Here is a 16852-nt window from a genome sequence, read left to right on the forward strand (position 1 = left end):
CGTCGGTGGCAGAGTTGAGGCCGTCGAGAGGAGAAGCCGGTGCGGGTGGACGTCGCGGTGGTCGGGCTGGGCCCGGGCGGGGAAGTGGTGGCGACCGAGCTGGCGGGCGCGGGCCTGCGGGTCGCCGCGGTCGAGGCCAGGCTGGTGGGCGGGGAATGCCCGTACTACGCCTGCGTGCCCACCAAGATGATGGTCCGGGCCGCGCACGCGCTCGCCGAGGCGCGGCGGGTGCGGGAGCTGGCCGGGACCGCGGAGGTGCACACCGACTGGAGCATGGTGTCCGCCCGCATCCGCGACGAGGCCACCGACGACTGGGACGACGCGGTCGCCGTCGAGCGGCTGACCAAGGCGGGCGTCGAGTTCGTCCGCGGCCGCGCCCGCATCACCGGCCGCGGGGAGCTGGTCGTCGGCGACACGACCATCCACGCCGAGCGCGGCATCGTGCTCAACCCGGGCACCGACCCGGCCGTGCCCCCGATCGAGGGCCTGGCGGGGACGCCGTTCTGGACCAACCGCGAGGCGGTGCGGGCCACCGCGGTCCCCGGCGAGCTGGTGATCATCGGCGGGGGCCCGGTCGGCTGCGAGTTCGCGCAGGTCTTCGGCCGCTTCGGCGCGCGGGTGACGCTGGTGCAGTCCGCCGACCGGCTGCTGCCGCGCGACGAGCCGGAGGCGGGCGAGGTGGTCGCCGAGCAGTTCGCCGCCGAGGGCATCGACGTGCAGGTCGGGGCCAAGGTCAGCGCCGTGCGCCACGACGGCGGCACGTTCTCGGTGACGGTGGACGACGACACCGTGAAGGCCGCCCAGGTGCTCGTCGCCACCGGCCGCAAGACCGACCTGGCCGCGCTCGGCGTCGGGGCCTACGGCCTGGACGAGTCGGCGAGGGGGATCGGGGTCGACGCGCGCATGCGGGCCGCGGACGGGCTCTGGGCCATCGGCGACGTGACCGGCGAGGGCGCCTTCACCCACATGTCGATGTACCAGGCCGGGATCGCGGTGGCCGACATCCTCGGCAGGCCCGCCGCCGCGGACTACCGGGCGGTGCCGCGGGTGACGTTCACCGACCCCGAGGTCGGCGCGGTCGGGATGACCGAGCGGGAGGCGCGGGAGCGGGGCATCGACGTGCGGGTCGGCTCGACGCTGATCCCGTCGTCGTCGCGCGGGTGGATCCACAAGGTGGGCAACGAGGGCTTCATCAAGCTGGTCGCCGACGCGGCCAGGGGCGTGCTCGTCGGGGCGACGTCGGTCGGGCCGACGGGCGGGGAGGTGCTGGGCGCGCTCGCGGTGGCCGTGCACGGGGAGGTCCCCGTCGAGCGGCTCCGCGGGATGGTCTACGCCTACCCGACGTTCCACCGGGCGATCCTGGCCGCGCTGGAAGATTTGGGATAAATCACCCGTACGGGTATGGCGCGGGGTCGTCTCGGTGCGGTCTAATCCGCCCGCCGTCACCCATTTGGGGGCATGCCCGAGCGAAGGTGAAGATCGTGGTTACTGTGCGTCGAGTTGGCGTGGCCGCCGTGCTGGCTGGTCTCCTGAGCATCCTGCCGTCGGTCGCGGCGGCGGAGAAGCCGGTGGAGGACCCCCGGGCGACCCAGCACGACGTCCAGGGGGGCAACAACGTCGGGTTCGAGCCGGGCAAGCGGGACGACTGCCCCAAGCTCTGGCCCGGCAGCCGCGGCTTCATGCCGACCGACTCCGACCCGAGCAAGAAGTACATCGACATCACGTCGGTGCCCGCAGGCATCGAGATCGTCGGCGTGATCGTCAAGGGCGGCAACGGCTACAACAAGTACTCCGCCGCCGCCCTGGGCGAGTTGCCCTGGCTGGACCTGTACTCGCCGATCAACCGGGGCGGCAACGTCCCCGACGTCAGCCACTGGTTCGCCTGCGTCATCGACGTCGAGACCACCACGACCACGACCACCACCACCACCACCACGACCGACACGACCACCACGACCGACGCCACCACCAGCACGGAGGTGACCAGCACGACGTCGGTCGGCGAGACCACGGGCGCCACGACCGGGGCGCCCACCTCGCCCGAGGTCACCCCCACCACGGACGCGGCCGTGCCCGGCGGCGGGGACGACCTCGCCGAGACCGGGGCCAACCCCGGTTGGCTGCTGCTCACCGGCCTGCTCCTGCTGCTCGGCGGCGGCGCGGCCCTGCTCAGCCCGCGGGTCCGGGCCGCGATCGCCCGCCGCTGACCCCGTAGGGTCGGTGCGTGCTCGCCGACGTCCTGCCGCTGCTGGTCTGCCCGCACTGCGGGGATGGCCTGGCGCAGGACGTCGGCGTTCTGCGCTGCGGGCGGCGGCACAGCTTCGACATCGCCAAGCAGGGCTACGTGACCCTCCTGCGCGGCGCGCCCGCCGCGGGCGACACCGCCGAGATGGTGGCCGCCCGGGCGGCCTTCCTGGCGGCGGGCCACTACGACCCGCTCGTGCGCGCCCTGACCGCGTGGCGGCGTCCCGGTCCCGTGGTCGACGCGGGCGCGGGCACGGGCTTCTACCTGGCCGCCCTGCTCGACGACGGCCCGGGCGTGGCCCTCGACTCGTCCAAGCCCGCCCTGCGCCGGGCCGCCAAGGCCCACCCGCGCATCGGCGCGGTCGCCTGCGACCTCTGGCAGCCCCTGCCGGTCCGCACGGCCGCCGCCGACCTGGTCCTCAACGCCTTCGCCCCGCGCAACCCGCCCGAGCTGCGCCGGGTCCTGCGCGACGGCGGCACCCTGCTGGTGGCCGCCCCGACCAGCGCCCACCTGGCCGAACTGGTGGCCGGGCTGGACCTGCTCACCGTCGACGAGGACAAGCAGGACCGCATCGACGCCCGGCTCGCCCCGCACTTCGCCGTGCTCGACCAGCGGCTCTGCGAGTTCCCGCTCACCCTGTCGCCCGCCGACGTCCGCGCGCTCGTCGGGATGGGGCCGAACGCCTTCCACACCCGGCCCGACCGCGAGGAGCGCATCGCGGCCATGCCCCCGGTGGTCCGGGTGACCGCATCGGTGGTCGTGACCGCTTACCGTGCGTGTTAATCCGCCCATTCGGGATTGCGCACTCGCGTCGGCGGGGAATTCCCCCGCCCCCGGGATCGTTAACCTGGGGACAGCCGAGACCAGGGAGGCCATGTGGCAACCGTCGAGCTGACCACCGATAACTTCGACGAAGTCGTGGGTGGCGGCAACACCGTGCTCGTCGACTTCTGGGCGAGCTGGTGCGGCCCGTGCCGCCAGTTCGCCCCGGTGTTCGACGCGGCGTCGGAGAAGCACACCGACGTCGTCTTCGGCAAGGTCGACACCGAGGCCCAGCAGGCGCTCGCCCAGGCGTTCGGCATCTCCAGCATCCCCACCGTCATGGCCGTGCGCGAGGGCGTCGTGCTCTACGCCCAACCCGGCGCCCTCCCCGCAGCCGCCCTCGAAGACCTGATCACCCAGGTCAAGGCGGTGGACATGACCGAGGTCCGCGCCAAGATCGCCGAGGCCCAGGCCCAGGAGGGCCAGCAGTAGCCGAGCCGCAGAAGGGCCCGCTCCCACCCGGGAGCGGGCCCTTCTCGCGTCCGGGGCGGGACGAGGAGGCGCCGGGGGGGAAGCAACCCGACCTGGCCCCCGCACGTCCCACCCCATGAGGCCCGAGGACGCGATCCCATCCGGCATTAGGCTGGTCCGCAAAGCCGGTGGATCAAGAGAGGAGCAGTGGGCGCAGTGCTCGAGCTGGCCGCTTCGCTGCTGTCGTTCGCGCACAGCATCTTCGGGCCCGGGATCTGCCCGGGGGACTGGGTGTGGGCGACCAGCACCGCCGGGGCGCTGATCGCGTTCCTGCCGACCCTCGGCGCCCTCGCCATCGCCCTGATCCGCAAGTTCACCGGCAACCGCTACGACACCGCCACCATCAGCGTCTTCGCCGTGATCGGCGGCGTCTTCGGGCTGCTGCTGCCGTGGCTGCTGTTCAACGGCGTGGGCACGGTCTACAACCGGGTGTTCGCGGGCGACCCCGTCCCGCTGTCCAAGGCCGAGCTGGCCACCTTCGGCGACGAGCACTGCTGGGTCGACAGCCAGGCCGAGTACCTCGGCGGGCGGGCCAACGCCTACGAGGTGCTGTTCCACCCCTTCGAGAGCACCCCGATGTACCTGCTGCGGCTGCTGATGCTGGTCATCGTGCCCGCGCTGTGCCTGCTGTTCGTGCTGCTGCAGGGCCGCCTGGCGCTGCGCCGCGGGCCGAAGTGGCCGGGCAGGCTGCTGTGGGGGCCGTTCGCGGGCATGGTGCTGCTGACGCTGCCGGTCGAGGCCAACACCGCCGCGCACCTGTGGGCGGGGTTCCTGCTGATCGCGGTGCTCGGGCTCATCCCGGTGCTGGTGGTCGGCCCGCCGAGCTGGGCGGTCATCGAGCGCAACTACCAGCGCCCCGAGCAGCCCGACCCGGCCCAGCGCCCGCCGGAGACCGCGGCCCGGCCGGTCCCGCCGCCCCCGCCCGCGGCCCGCCAGGTCGGCCCGCCGCAGCCCACCCGGGTCGACAGCGCCCTGGCCGTGCAGCAGGCCAAGCTCGGCCCGCCGCCCACCCAGCACCAGCCGCCGCCCCCGCCGGTCACCCACGGCCAGCCGTTGATGTCCGGCCAGCAGCCGCCCCTGCTCTCCGGCCAGCAGCCCCCGCCCTACCAGCCGCCCCCGCCGCTGCCCCTCTACCAGCCCGACGGCGCCTTCCCCGCGCACCCGCCGACGCTGCGCGGCGCGCCGGAGGGGGCCGCGCTGGCCGCCGACCCCGGCCCGCTGCCGTTCACCCCGCGCGGCGCGGCCGCCCCGCCGCCCCCGCCGATCCGCCCGTCGGGCAGCCGCTTCCGCAAGGTCCGCGCCCTGGGCCGGGGCGGGTTCGGCACGGTGTGGCTGGCCGTGGACACCCAGCTCGACCGCACGGTCGCGGTGAAGATGGCGCACGCCCCCGACGCCGAGACCGAGGAGCGCATGCTGCGCGAGGCCCGCGCGCTGGCCGCGGTGCACCACCCCAACTGCGTGCGGGTGTACGACATCGTCTCCGAGCCGGAGGGCCTCGGCCTGGTCATGGAGTACATCGAGGGCCAGCCGCTGGCCGACCGGGTGGTCGACGGCGGCCCGCTGGACGACGTGGCCGCCGCCCGGCTGTGGATCACGATGGCGGGCGCGCTGGCCGCCGCCCACGCCAAGGGCGTGCTGCACCGCGACGTCAAGCCCTCCAACGTCATCATCGACCCGGACGGCAACGCCCACCTGATCGACTTCGGCATCGCCCGCTCCAAGGGCGACTCGACGCTGACCGCCACCGGCATGATGGTCGGCACCCCCGACTTCCTCGCCTCGGAGACCGCGGCGGGCGCCAACGCCACCCCCGCCTCCGACGCCTGGCAGCTCGCGGCCACGGTCAGCTACGCGCTGACGGGCAAGCCCCCGCGCGGCAGCCGGGAGAACGCGATGGCGGCGCTGATGGCCGCGGCCAAGGCCGAGCCGCTGACCGAGATCCCCAAGCAGAGCGCCCACCTGCGGCTGCTCACCGCCGCGCTCGACGCCGAGCCGCGCCGCCGCCCGACCCTGCAGGCCGTCGCCCGCGAGCTGAGCGACTGGCTGGCCAGGGAGGGGCACACCGAGACCGGCCCGGTGACCCAGATCGTGCGCCGCGAGGACATCGACGACCGGACCCGGCCGATGCGCTAGCCGGTCACCTGATCGGCCGCTGGCTGCCCACCACCGGGTCGACAGCGACGTGGAAGACCGCGTCGTAGAGGCTGCGGGCCCCGACCCCGAAGGCCGCGACCAGGGCGTAGCCGACGGCGGCGTCGCGCTCGCGCGAGCCCGGCAGCCACACCGCGGGCAGGGTGCCGCCCGGGAAGAAGGCGCGTTCGGCCCCGTCGACGGCCAGCGCGCTCCCGTCGGCCTCGGGTTTGAGCAGGTAGTGCGCCTCGCCCACCCAGGCGTCGACGCGGTAGGAGCGCCTGCTGTAGCGCCCGGGGCCCGGGGCGAGCCGGGCGGGCGACCCGGCGACCACCAGGGTGAGGCGGTCGGCCTCGCGCGTGCCGATGGGCACGTCGGCGCGGGTCGGCTCCCCGCTGCGGCTGATCTCGGCGGTGGCCGCGCCGACCGCGGCCAGGACGCGGGTCTCGGTGGTGGTCACCACCACCGTGCCGTGGGTTTCGTCGGTGATCCGGGGCACGTCCAGCAGTGTGGCAGGAATCAGGCCGGTCGACCGGCGAACGTGCGGCGGTAGTCGGCCGGGGCCACCCCGACGATCTTCTGGAAGTGGTGCCTGAGCAGCGCCCCGGTGGAGAAGCCGCAGCGGCGCGCCACCTCGTCCACGGTCATCGTCGTCTCCTCCAGCAGGGTCCGCGCGTGCAGCACGCGCTGGGTGGAGAGCCAGCGGTGCGGGGTGGTGCCGGTCTCGGCGGCGAAGCGGCGGGCGAAGGTGCGCTCGGACATCGCCGCGCGCCGGGCCAGGGCGGCGACGGTGTGCTCCTCGGCGAGGTTCTCCAGCATCCAGGTCAGCACCGGGGTCAGGCTGTCGCCGGTGCAGGCGGGCACGGGCAGGTCGACGAACTGCCGCTGCCCGCCGTCGCGCTGCGGCGGCACCACCATCCGGCGGGCGATCGCGGTGGCCACCGCCGACCCCAGCTCCCGGCGGACCAGGTGCAGCGCGGCGTCGATGCCCGCCGCGGTCCCGGCGCTGGTGACGATCGAGCCGTCGTCGACGTAGAGCACGTCCGGGTCGAGGTGGACGGCGGGGAAGCGCTCGGCGAAGACGTCGACGTGGTGCCAGTGCGTCGTGCAGGCGCGCCCGTCGAGCAAGCCCGCTGCGGCGAGGATGAACGCCCCGCTGCACACCGACAGCAGGGTCGCGCCGCGGTCGTGGGCCGCGCGCAGGGCGTCGAGGACCGCGGGTGGGTACTCGTCGCGGACGCTCGCCGCCGGGACCGCCACCAGGTCCGCGCCCTCCAGCCCCTCCAGGCCGTGGGCGGGGATGACCTGCATGCCGACGGTGGTCGGCAGCGGCTCACCGGCGCGTTCCCCGCACACCCGGAACTCGAAGGCGGGCACGCCGTCCTCGGTGCGGTCGATGCCGAAGATCTCGGCCACCACGCCGAACTCGAACGGGGCGACGTAGTCGATGAGCAGCGCGGCGACGGTCTTGAGCATGCCAGCACGGTAGCTGGCAGGATTTTGTCGCACAAGGGCACCTCTGCCACTCGTGGCAGGAATTAGGCCACCGCAGACTTACTGCCATGTTGGTTCTCATCGCACTCGCCGTGCTGCTGCTGGTCCTCCTCGACCGGAACAACCCGCCGACCCGCCGCCCGGCGGGGTCCACCGATGTCGTCGACCGCGACTGGGCGCGGATCAGCGCCGACCTGGCCTACGCCGAGCCGGTCGCCCGCCACCACGGGGTCAGCGCCAGGAAGGCAGCCACAGTTCGGCTTGCCAGCGGGCCTCGGTGATCGAGTCGCCGTTGAGGATCGGCCACAGCCACACGAAGTTGGCCACCACCAGCCCGACGTACAGCGCGACGGCGAGCAGGCCGGTGCCCCGGCGCTCGGGGCCCTGCCTGCTCGACCCGAGGATGTGCCCCAGCGCCAAGACCAGGCCCAGCACCAGGAACGGCGCCATCGGGGTCGCGTAGAAGTAGTACATCTGGCGGTCGATGTTGGTGAACCAGGGCAGCAGGCCCGCCAGGTAGCCGACCATGACCGCCGCGTAGCGCCAGTCGAGCCGGGCGAAGACCCGCCACAGGCTCCAGGCGATCATCGGCAGCGACAGCCACCACAGGGCGGGCGTGCCGATCAGCATGGTCGCCGAGACGCAGGTGACCTCGCCGCAGCCGGTCGTGGAGCCCTCGTAGTAGTAGAGCATCGGGCGCAGGCCCATCGGCCACGTCCACGGCTTGGACTCCCACGGGTGCTCCTCGCCCGGCTTGGTCACCAGCCCGGTGTGGAAGTTCAGCACCTTCTCGCTGTTCTGCAGCAGCGAGCCGATCGCGCCCTTGGCCACCGACCACGGGTCGCTGCCGTCGGTGGCGACCAGGTGCCGGTCCAGCGAGGTCTCCCCGCCGAACCAGCCCCACCACGTGCCCAGGTAGACCAGCACCGCCACGCCGACGATCGCCCACAGCCCGGGCAGGGTGTCGCGCACCAGCGCGCCCACCCACGGCCTGCGGACCCCGGCCGCGCGCCGCGCCGTGGCGTCGAAGAAGACGATGAGCAGGCCGAACGCGGCGATGTAGTACAGGCCCGACCACTTCACCCCGCACGCGAGGCCGAGCATGACGCCCGCGGCCAGCCGCCACCAGCGCACGCCCAGGCGGGGGCCGAACACCGATTCGGTGGCCCAGCCCTCGCCGACCGCCGTGGCCAGCCGCGCCCGCGTCTGGTCGCGGTCGATGAGCACGCAGCCGAAGGCGGCGAGCACGAAGAAGGCCAGGAAGATGTCGAGCATGCCCATGCGCGACTGCAGGTGCGACACCCCGTCGGCGATGAGCAGCAGGCCCGCGATCGCGCCGAGCAGGGTGGAGCGGGTCAGCCTGCGGGCGATCCGGACGATCATAATGATCATCAGCGTGCCCGCCAGCGCGGCGGTGAACCGCCAGCCCCAGCCGTTGTAGCCGAAGAGCCACTCGCCGACGGCGATGAGCGTCTTGCCCAGCGGCGGGTGCACGGTGACCGCGTAGCCCGGGTTGTCCTCGAAGCCGCCGTTGCGCAGCATCTGCCACGCCTGGGGCACGTAGTGCTTCTCGTCGAAGACCGGCGTGCCCTTGTCGGTCGGGTGGCCCAGGTTCTGGAACCGGACGATGCCGCCGATGATGCCGATGACCAGCGTCACCAGCCACGCCCGGGCGCGGTCGACGGGCATCGGCCGCCCGGTCACGCGCAACCGGGCCCGCTCCACCGCGTCGGGCACCCGCGGCCCCGAGACCGCCGCCCGCTCCGCCGAGTCATCGGCAACCAGGACGCTCACGAGGGGAGATCGTAGGCCGCCCGGTGTGCGATCCGCGTCGGGATGACCCCGATCACACCCGAGGCCGCCGCGGCGCGGGGCGATACGATCCGGACGTGACCCCCCAACAGCCCGTCTGCCTGGGCCGATAGCACCTTGACCGAGGATTCGCTCGACGGCCGACTAATCCTGGCTGGCACGCCTCTCGGCAACGCGGCCGACGCCTCGCCGCGGCTGCGGGCGGCGCTGGGCAGCGCCGACGTGATCGCCGCCGAGGACACCCGCCGGACCAAGACCCTCGCCGCCGCGCTCGACGTGCAGCCGCGCGGGCGCTTCGTCAGCTTCTACGACGCGGTGGAGGCGCAGAAGGCCGACAGCCTCGTGCAGGCCATCCAGGACGGCCAGACCGTCCTGCTGGTCACCGACGCGGGCATGCCCAGCGTGTCCGACCCCGGCTACCGCCTGGTCGTGGCCTGCGTGGCCGCGGACCTGCCGGTCACCTGCCTGCCGGGGCCGTCCGCGGTGACCACCGCGCTGGCGCTGTCCGGGCTGCCCTGCGACCGCTTCTGCTTCGAGGGCTTCGCCCCCCGCAAGCCCGGCGAGCGCACCCGCTGGCTGGAGCAGTTCACCACCGAGCCGCGCACGGCCGTCTTCTTCGAGTCCCCGCACCGCCTGCACGGGCTGCTCGTCGACGCCGCCGCGGTCCTCGGCGACCGCCGGGCCGCGGTGTGCCGGGAGCTGACCAAGACCTACGAGGAGGTCCGGCGCGGCACCCTCGCCGAGCTGGCCGAGTGGGCCGAGCCCGGGGTCAAGGGGGAGATCACCGTCGTCATCGCCGGGGCCCAGCCGCAGGCGCCCGACCTCGACGCCCTGGTCGAGCGGGCCAGGGCGATGGCGGCGACGGGCGTGCGCCTCAAGGACGCCGCCGCCGCCATCGCCGCCGAGGCGGGCGTGAGCAAGAAGGCCATCTACGACGCGGCCGTGCGCTAGGCGTTCTCCCGCTGGAACGTCCGCATGCCCCACAGCAGGGCCAGCACCGTCATCGCGAACAGCACCAGCGAGCCGGTCAGCAGCGCGTCGACGGTGAAGTCGCCGCGGAAGGACGCCCGCTCGATGTCGACCACGTGGGTGAACGGGTTCCACCGCGACAGCTCGTACAGCCACGCGGGCGCAAGCCCTTGCGTGATGGGGATGAAGATGCCCGAGAGCATCAGCACCGGCATCAGCACGGTGTTGAGGACCGCGGGGAAGGCGTCCTCGTCCTTCAGCCGCAGCGCCAGGGCGTAGGAGCAGGACGCCAGCGTCACCGCCATCAGCCCGACGATGACCAGCGTCAGCGCGATCGCCCCGGCCGAGGCCCGCAGGTCGAAGACGAAGTAGGCCAGCACCAGGATGACCACCGCCTGGACGACGGCCTGCGCCGCGTCGCGCAGCACCCGGCCCAGCAGCAGCGCCATCCGGCTCGCCGGGGTCACCCGCAGCCGCTCGACCACCCCGGTGCGCAGGTCGGCCAGCAGCGCGAAGCCGACGAACGAGCTGCCGAACAGGGCGATCTGGATGATCAGCGCCGGGGTGAGGATCTGCCAGGCGGTGCCCGGCGGGAAGCCCGGCGTGCTCTCGGTGATGCGCTCCAGCAGCGGGCCGAAGAAGAACAGGTACAGCATCGGCTGCATCAGCCCGATGCCGATCCACGCCGGGTTCCGCAGCGACAGGACCATGCCCCGGTGGAAGATCAGCCAGGTGTCACGCAGGAGCATGCTCGGCCTCCTTCTGCTCGGCGTCGCGCAGCGAGCGCCCGGTGAGGGTGAGGAACACGTCGTCGAGGGTCGGGGTGTGCACCTGCAGGGACGTCGTGGCGATGCCCGCGGCGTCCAGGCCGCGCAGCAGCTCGGCGAGCGCCTGGTCCCCGCGCGGCACGCGGAACCGCACGCCCTCCCCGTGCACCTCCACCTCGCTGGCCGCGTGCACCTTCCGCGCGATCTCGGCGGCGGCGGCCACCGCGCCCCCGGCGACGGACACCGCGACCAGGTCCCCGGAGACCTGCGCCTTCAGCTGCGCAGGCGTGCCCTCGGCGACGATCCGCCCGTGGTCGATCACCAGGATGCGGTCGCAGAGCGCGTCGGCCTCCTCCAGGTAGTGCGTGGTGAGGAAGACGGTCGTGCCGTGGGCGTCGCGCAGCGCGCGGATGTGCTCCCACAGGTTGGCCCGGCTCTGCGGGTCCAGCGCGGCGGTCGGCTCGTCCAGGAACACCAGCCCCGGGTCGTGCACCAGCCCCAGCGCGATGTCCAGCCTGCGCCGCTGCCCGCCGGAGAGCGTCTTGACCAGCCGCTCGGCCAGCCCGGCCAGGTCCAGCCGCTCGGCCAGCTCGGCCCCGCGCCTGCGCGCCTCGGCCTTGCCCAGGCCGTACAGCCTGCCCTGCAGCTCCAGCTCCTCGCCGACCCGGGCCCCGGGCGTGGCGCCCGCGCCCTGGGCGACGTAGCCGATGCGCCGCCGCACCCCGACCGGGTCGGCGGCCAGGTCGCACCCGGCGACCGTGGCCGTGCCCGCGGTCGGCTTGAGCAGCGTGGTGAGCATCCGCAGCGTCGTCGTCTTGCCCGCCCCGTTCGGCCCGAGGAAGCCGACCAGCTCCCCGTCCGCCACATCCAGATCGACCCCCCGGACGGCCTCCACCGTCCGGCCGCGCGCGGTGAAGGTGCGCGCCAACCCCCGTGCTGTGATCACCCAGCCCCCTCTAATCAAGTTTGACTACTGCGCTCAGCGTACTCCCGGTAGTCAACTTTGATTATTTGTCGTCGGCCATCCGGTAGGCGCCCGCCAGCAGCCGGTCGCGCAGCCCCGACGACCACTCGATGTCGGCCCTGATCTGGGCCATCCACAGCCGGACCTGCTCGACGGCGTGCTCGGGGCTGGGGTACGGCGTCCCGTCGCCCCACGACTCCAGCTCGCCGACCGCCGCGCGCAGCTCGGCGAGCCGCTCATCGAGCAGCGCCACGGCCTCCGCGCGCTCCAGTGCAGGCAGCATCGACAGCGCCGCGTTGAGCATGTACGGGTCGCGGGTCACCCGCAGCCCGCTGCGCACCAGGTCGCGCAGCGCCCGCTCGCCCGCCTCGGTGATCGCGTACCGGACCCGGTCCGGGCCCGCCTCCCGGCCGTCGTCGGGCGCCTCGACCAGCAGCCCGTCGGCGGCGGCCTTGCGGATCGCGTGGTAGATCGACCCGGGGTTGATCCGGGCCCACTCCTGGGCGTTCCAGCCCATCAGCTCGGCGCGGACCCGGTAGCCGTGCGCGGGGCCCGCCGCCCGGATCACCCCGAGCACGAGCATCCGCGTGGCCGACATCGCAGTCCTCCCTGGCACGGTCTAATTTGACGTCCGTAGGCTAAGCCGCCATGAGCACCCCAGTGCTGACCGCGGTCGCCTGGCCCTACGCCAACGGCCCCCGACACATCGGTCACGTCTCCGGTTTCGGTGTCCCCTCGGACGTCTTCTCCCGCTACATGCGCATGGCGGGGCACCGGGTGCTCATGGTCAGCGGCACCGACGAGCACGGCACCCCGATCTCGGTGCAGGCCGACAAGGAGAACCTGACCACCCGCGAGCTGGCCGACAAGTACAACCGGGTCATCGCCGAGGACCTGCAGGGCCTGGGCCTGTCCTACGACCTGTTCACCCGCACCACCACGGGCAACCACTACAAGGTGGTGCAGGACCTGTTCCTGGCCCTGTGGCGCAACGGCTACGTCGTCCCCAAGACGCAGATGGGCGCGATCAGCCCGTCCACCGGCCGCACGCTGCCCGACCGCTACATCGAGGGCACCTGCCCCATCTGCGGCTACGACGGCGCGCGTGGCGACCAGTGCGACAACTGCGGCAACCAGCTCGACCCGGCCGACCTGATCAACCCCCGGTCGCGGATCAACGGCGAGACGCCCCAGTTCGTCGAGACCGAGCACCTGTTCCTGGACCTGCCCGCGTTCACCGAGTCGCTGGGCTCCTGGCTCTCGACCCGGACCGAGTGGCGGCCGAACGTGCTCAAGTTCAGCCAGAACCTGCTCGACGACCTGCGCCCCCGCGCGATCACCCGCGACCTCGACTGGGGCGTGCCCGTCCCGCTCGACGGCTGGCGCGACGCGCCGATGAAGCGGTTCTACGTCTGGTTCGACGCGGTGATCGGCTACTTGAGCGCCTCGGTCGAGTGGGCCCGCCGCAGCGGCGACGACGACGCCTGGAAGGAGTTCTGGACCCCCGACGCCCAGGGCTACTACTTCATGGGCAAGGACAACATCGTCTTCCACTCGCTGATCTGGCCCGCGCTGCTGCTCGGCCAGAACGGCGCGGGCGACAAGGGCGGGCAGCCGGGCGCCTTCGGCACGCTCAACCTGCCGACCGAGGTCGTCTCCAGCGAGTTCCTGACGATGAGCGGGTCGAAGTTCTCCACCTCCCGCGGCACCGTGATCTACGTGCGCGACTTCCTGCGCGACTTCGGCCCGGACACCCTGCGGTACTTCATCTCCGTGGCCGGGCCGGAGAACCAGGACACCGACTTCACCTGGGAGGAGTTCGTCCGCAGGACGAACTTCGAGCTGGCCAACGAGTGGGGCAACCTGGTCAACCGCTCCATCTCGATGGCCCACAAGAACGTCGGCGCGATCCCGCGGCCCACGGCGGTCACCGCCGAGGACGCGGCCCTGCGCGAGCAGGCCAAGGCCGCGTTCGGGGTCGTCGGGGACAACCTGCGGCGCTCCCGCTTCAAGGCGGCGGCGTCGGAGGCCATGCGCGTGGTGTCGGCGGCGAACAAGTACCTGTCGGACCAGGAGCCGTGGAAGCGCAAGGACGACCCCGAGCGCCGCGACACCATCCTGCACACCGCCCTGCAGGTCGTCTCCGACGCCAACACCCTGCTGACGCCGTTCCTCCCGCACGCCGCGCAGAAGGTGCACGAGGCGCTGGGCGGCACGGGCGTGTGGTCGGCCCAGCCGCGCATCGACGAGGTCACCGACCTCGACGTGCCCGAGCGCGGCTACCCGATCCTGACCGGCGACTACGCCGCCGAGCAGGCGCGGTGGGCGTCGGTGGACATCGAGGTGGGCAGGCCGCTGGCCAAGCCGACCCCGCTGTTCGCCAAGCTCGACGCCGAACTGGGCGACACCGGGCCCGAGTGGGCCCCGATCACCCGGTGACGCCCCGCCGCGGCGAACGCCCGCCGGTCCCGGAGCCGCTCCCGGCCCCGCTGGTCGACGCTCACACGCACTTGGACGCCTGCGGCGCGGTCGATGCCGCGGGTGTGTCCGAAATGCTCGATCGCGCCGCGGCGGCGGGCGTCGGCCGGGTGATCACCGTGGCCGACGACCTCGCCGCGGCCCGGTGGGCGGCCGAGGCGGCCACCTGGGACGACCGCGTCTTCGCCGCGTGCGCGGTGCACCCCACGCGCACCGCGGAGTTCTCCGACGACGACCGCGCGGCCGTCGAGGAGCTCGTCCGGCGCCCGCGCGTGGTCGCGGTGGGGGAGACCGGCCTGGACTACTACTGGGACTACTCCCCGCCCGCGGCGCAGCGCGACGCCTTCGCCTGGCACATCGACCTGGCCAAACGGGTCGGCAAGCCGCTGATGATCCACGACCGGGACGCGCACGCGGACATCCTGGCCGTGCTCGACGCGGAAGGATCACCCGAAGACGTGGTGTTCCACTGCTTCTCGGGTGATCTCGACTTCGCCAGGGCCTGCGTCGACCGCGGCTACGTGCTCAGCTTCGCCGGGCCGGTGACCTTCACCAACGCCCGGCCGCTGCGCGAGGCGGCCGCCTACGTCCCCGCGGACCGCATCCTCGTGGAGACCGACGCCCCCTACCTCACCCCGCACCCGTTCCGCGGCAGGCCCAACGAGCCCTACTGCGCGGCCTACACCGCGCGGGCGCTCGCCGAGCTCCGCGGGGTCGACGTCGCCGAGCTCGCGCGCACGGTCACGGCGACCGCGGAGCGGCTGTTCTCGTTGCCCAGCGTGACATCCCACGATTCCGTGGGTCAGGAATTGGGCTGATCGGGGGAGCGGATTGATCACGCACCGGTGTGATGGGACTCACGAGATTGCCGGATGTGTTTGCGCAACCCCCTTGCCCTCGTTACTGTCCCGTGACCGTACCTCCCGGGGCAGCGATGCCGCGGGAAGCCCGGAGCGAGCCAAGAACACCGTCGGGGTGGCCAGGCTGCGGGTCGACACGAGAAGACGAAGAGGTGCGAGCGGCGTGCACGACTGCGGCTCCGCCTTGGAGGACACGACCCAGTGAGCGGTAAACAGAACGGCGGTTTCGACCGCCTGGAACACGGAGCGTTCGCCGACACGGACTGGTTCACCCCGGTCCGCAGCGGTTCCGTCGACGGGCACGAGGACGACTTCCGCGCCTGGCGCTCCCAGTTCCCCGAGTACGACTACGACACGGGGTACTCCGACTCCCTGTCGATCACCCCCCAGGACGTGCGCCACGCCCTCGGCCCGCAGGCCGAGGAGATCATGGCCACCGCGGGCGTGGACGTCGACGAGCTGATCCGGCTGGTCAACGCCGAGACCACCGTCCTGCCGGTCATCCCGGACGAGTTGTCGGCCGAGCCGCAGCCCAAGGCCGCGCCCGGCCTGATCACCGCGGTCAAGCGGTGGAAGGCGACCTTCCTCAAGGCGACCATCGCCGCCGTGCTGACCTCGCTGATCGGCGGGGGCGCCGCGGCGATCGCCATGAACAACCAGGTCACCCTGGAGGTCGACGGCCAGGCGGTCGAGGTCAACACCTACGCCGACACCGTGGGCGAGGTCCTCCAGGAGGAGGGCATCGCGGTCGGCCAGCACGATCTGGTGAGCCCGTCCCCGGCCGCCCAGATCAACGACGACGGCCGCATCGTGCTGCAGCGCGGCAGGCCGCTGGCGATGACCGTCGACGGCGAGCGCACCGAGGTCTGGGTCCGCGCGACCACCCTCGGCGAGGCGCTGCGCCAGGCCAACGCCCCGCTGGCGGGCTCCTGGGTCTCGGCCCCCGCCGACGCCCCGGTGCCGCTGCAGGGCATGGCGGTGGAGATCAAGACCACCAAGTCGATCACCATGTTCGACGGCGGCAAGAAGCCCGTCGCGATGACCACCACCGCGGTGACCGTCGGCGAGCTGCTCCAGGAGCTCGGCCTCACCGTCGGCAAGGACGACGCCCTCACCCCGAAGGCCGAGACCAAGCTCAGCGACGGCGCCGAGATCCGCATCAGCCGCACCGGCGTGACGGTGATCAACCAGAAGATGAAGATCGACCCGCCGGTCGTCGAGGTCGAGGACCCCACCCTCGACAAGGGCAAGACGGTCGTCGTCGAAGAGGGCGCCGCAGGCGAGCGCATCGCCACCCTCCGCATCACCTTTAAGAACGGCAAGGAGGTCAAGCGCGAGGAGATCGGCTCCAAGGTCACCAAGGAGCCCAAGCCCAAGAAGATCAAGATCGGCACCAAGCAGCCCCCGGTCCCCGCCATCCCCGACGGCGAAGTCTGGGACCGCCTCGCCTACTGCGAGTCCACCGGCAACTGGGCCATCAACACCGGCAACGGCTACTACGGCGGCCTCCAGTTCAACAAGGGCACCTGGGACGCCTACGGCGGCCAGCAGTACGCCGCCTACCCCCACCAGGCCACCCGCGAACAGCAAATCGCCATCGCCACCAAACTCCGCGACGACCGCGGCGGCTACGGCGCATGGCCCCACTGCTCCCGCAAACTGGGCCTGCCCACTTAGAACCCCAACGAGGCCCCGGTGCTCCGCCCCCCGCGGAACACCGGGGCTTTCGCATTTCCACAACGCGCCGCCCACCCGCCCAACCGCAACGCGCCCCACCAAGCCTGTCCGATGGGGTGAACTCGCATTCGCGGGGAGCGAAACGCCGCTAAACTGGCCAGGG

16 protein-coding genes are annotated in these 16852 nt (G+C 72.8%); 10 read left to right on the plus strand and 6 right to left on the minus strand.

Going from position 1 to position 16852, the window contains the following annotated elements; all coding sequences use genetic code 11:
* Positions 1-39 precede the first annotated feature (39 nt).
* From ACWEPX_RS27560 to ACWEPX_RS27580, 5 genes are all read left to right on the plus strand, one after another.
* Positions 40-1386, plus strand: a complete 1347-nt coding sequence (locus ACWEPX_RS27560) for a dihydrolipoyl dehydrogenase family protein (RefSeq protein ID WP_451900150.1) — start codon at positions 40-42, stop codon at positions 1384-1386.
* Positions 1387-1490: 104 nt separating this feature from the next.
* Entirely contained in the window at positions 1491-2207 is a 717-nt protein-coding gene (locus tag ACWEPX_RS27565) for a hypothetical protein (protein WP_451900151.1), read from the plus strand.
* Between the two features lie 17 nt (positions 2208-2224).
* Positions 2225-3028, plus strand: a complete 804-nt coding sequence (locus ACWEPX_RS27570; RefSeq protein ID WP_451900152.1) for a putative RNA methyltransferase — start codon at positions 2225-2227, stop codon at positions 3026-3028.
* Positions 3029-3121: 93 nt separating this feature from the next.
* The gene (gene trxA, locus ACWEPX_RS27575) at positions 3122-3499 is read left to right on the plus strand and encodes a thioredoxin (RefSeq protein WP_451900153.1); all 378 of its coding nucleotides are present in this window, start codon (positions 3122-3124) and stop codon (positions 3497-3499) included.
* Positions 3500-3685: 186 nt separating this feature from the next.
* Positions 3686-5671, plus strand: coding sequence for a serine/threonine-protein kinase (locus ACWEPX_RS27580; protein WP_451900154.1), 1986 nt, complete (start codon positions 3686-3688; stop codon positions 5669-5671).
* 4 nt (positions 5672-5675) lie between these two features.
* Here ACWEPX_RS27580 and ACWEPX_RS27585 read toward each other — a convergent pair whose 3' ends face one another.
* Both ACWEPX_RS27585 and ACWEPX_RS27590 read right to left on the minus strand, forming a co-directional pair.
* Complete coding sequence (locus tag ACWEPX_RS27585) at positions 5676-6167, minus strand: hypothetical protein (RefSeq protein WP_451900155.1); 492 nt, start codon at positions 6165-6167, stop codon at positions 5676-5678.
* Between the two features lie 20 nt (positions 6168-6187).
* Positions 6188-7144, minus strand: coding sequence for a helix-turn-helix domain-containing protein (locus ACWEPX_RS27590; protein ID WP_451900156.1), 957 nt, complete (start codon positions 7142-7144; stop codon positions 6188-6190).
* 86 nt (positions 7145-7230) lie between these two features.
* Between ACWEPX_RS27590 and ACWEPX_RS27595 the strand changes: the two genes are divergently transcribed.
* A complete protein-coding gene (locus tag ACWEPX_RS27595; RefSeq protein ID WP_451900157.1) occupies positions 7231-7443 on the plus strand; it encodes a hypothetical protein in 213 nt (70 codons plus the stop codon).
* On the opposite strand, the gene ACWEPX_RS27600 is transcribed toward ACWEPX_RS27595, so the two are convergent.
* Entirely contained in the window at positions 7394-8956 is a 1563-nt protein-coding gene (locus ACWEPX_RS27600; protein ID WP_451900158.1) for a dolichyl-phosphate-mannose--protein mannosyltransferase, read from the minus strand. The two genes, ACWEPX_RS27595 and ACWEPX_RS27600, sit on opposite strands and share 50 nt — an antisense overlap.
* Before the next feature lie 135 nt (positions 8957-9091).
* On the opposite strand from ACWEPX_RS27600, the gene rsmI reads away from it, so the two are divergent.
* Entirely contained in the window at positions 9092-9925 is an 834-nt protein-coding gene (gene rsmI / locus ACWEPX_RS27605) for a 16S rRNA (cytidine(1402)-2'-O)-methyltransferase (protein WP_451900159.1), read from the plus strand.
* Here rsmI and ACWEPX_RS27610 read toward each other — a convergent pair.
* The 3 genes from ACWEPX_RS27610 to ACWEPX_RS27620 form a co-directional block, all read right to left on the minus strand.
* Complete coding sequence (locus tag ACWEPX_RS27610) at positions 9922-10692, minus strand: ABC transporter permease (protein ID WP_451900160.1); 771 nt, start codon at positions 10690-10692, stop codon at positions 9922-9924. The two genes, rsmI and ACWEPX_RS27610, sit on opposite strands and share 4 nt — an antisense overlap.
* Entirely contained in the window at positions 10679-11656 is a 978-nt protein-coding gene (locus ACWEPX_RS27615) for an ATP-binding cassette domain-containing protein (RefSeq protein ID WP_451900161.1), read from the minus strand. The genes ACWEPX_RS27610 and ACWEPX_RS27615 overlap by 14 nt, the downstream gene beginning before the upstream one ends.
* A 61-nt stretch (positions 11657-11717) precedes the next feature.
* Positions 11718-12272 carry a PadR family transcriptional regulator gene (locus ACWEPX_RS27620; protein ID WP_451900162.1) on the minus strand — a complete coding sequence of 185 codons (555 nt, stop codon included), beginning with the start codon at positions 12270-12272 and terminating at the stop codon, positions 11718-11720.
* 50 nt (positions 12273-12322) lie between these two features.
* Between ACWEPX_RS27620 and metG the strand changes: the two genes are divergently transcribed.
* The 3 genes from metG (at position 12323) to ACWEPX_RS27635 (ending at position 16689) form a co-directional block, all read left to right on the plus strand.
* The gene (gene metG / locus ACWEPX_RS27625; protein ID WP_451900163.1) at positions 12323-14113 is read left to right on the plus strand and encodes a methionine--tRNA ligase; all 1791 of its coding nucleotides are present in this window, start codon (positions 12323-12325) and stop codon (positions 14111-14113) included.
* Positions 14110-14970 (plus strand): TatD family hydrolase, encoded by an 861-nt coding sequence (locus ACWEPX_RS27630; protein WP_451900164.1) that lies wholly within the window; start codon positions 14110-14112, stop codon positions 14968-14970. Before metG ends, ACWEPX_RS27630 begins: the two co-directional genes overlap by 4 nt.
* Positions 14971-15213: 243 nt before the next feature.
* Positions 15214-16689, plus strand: a complete 1476-nt coding sequence (locus ACWEPX_RS27635; protein ID WP_451900165.1) for a transglycosylase family protein — start codon at positions 15214-15216, stop codon at positions 16687-16689.
* The last annotated feature ends 163 nt before the right edge of the window (positions 16690-16852 follow it).

The organism is Actinokineospora sp. NPDC004072, assembly GCF_053604195.1.

Coding starts and splice junctions, on each gene's coding strand:
- ACWEPX_RS27590 (WP_451900156.1), bottom strand. CDS start 7,144: ATGCTCAAGACCGTCGCCGCGCTGCTCATCGACTACGTCGCCCCGTTC.
- ACWEPX_RS27595 (WP_451900157.1), top strand. CDS start 7,231: ATGTTGGTTCTCATCGCACTCGCCGTGCTGCTGCTGGTCCTCCTCGAC.
- ACWEPX_RS27610 (WP_451900160.1), bottom strand. CDS start 10,692: ATGCTCCTGCGTGACACCTGGCTGATCTTCCACCGGGGCATGGTCCTG.
- ACWEPX_RS27620 (WP_451900162.1), bottom strand. CDS start 12,272: ATGTCGGCCACGCGGATGCTCGTGCTCGGGGTGATCCGGGCGGCGGGC.
- metG (WP_451900163.1), top strand. CDS start 12,323: ATGAGCACCCCAGTGCTGACCGCGGTCGCCTGGCCCTACGCCAACGGC.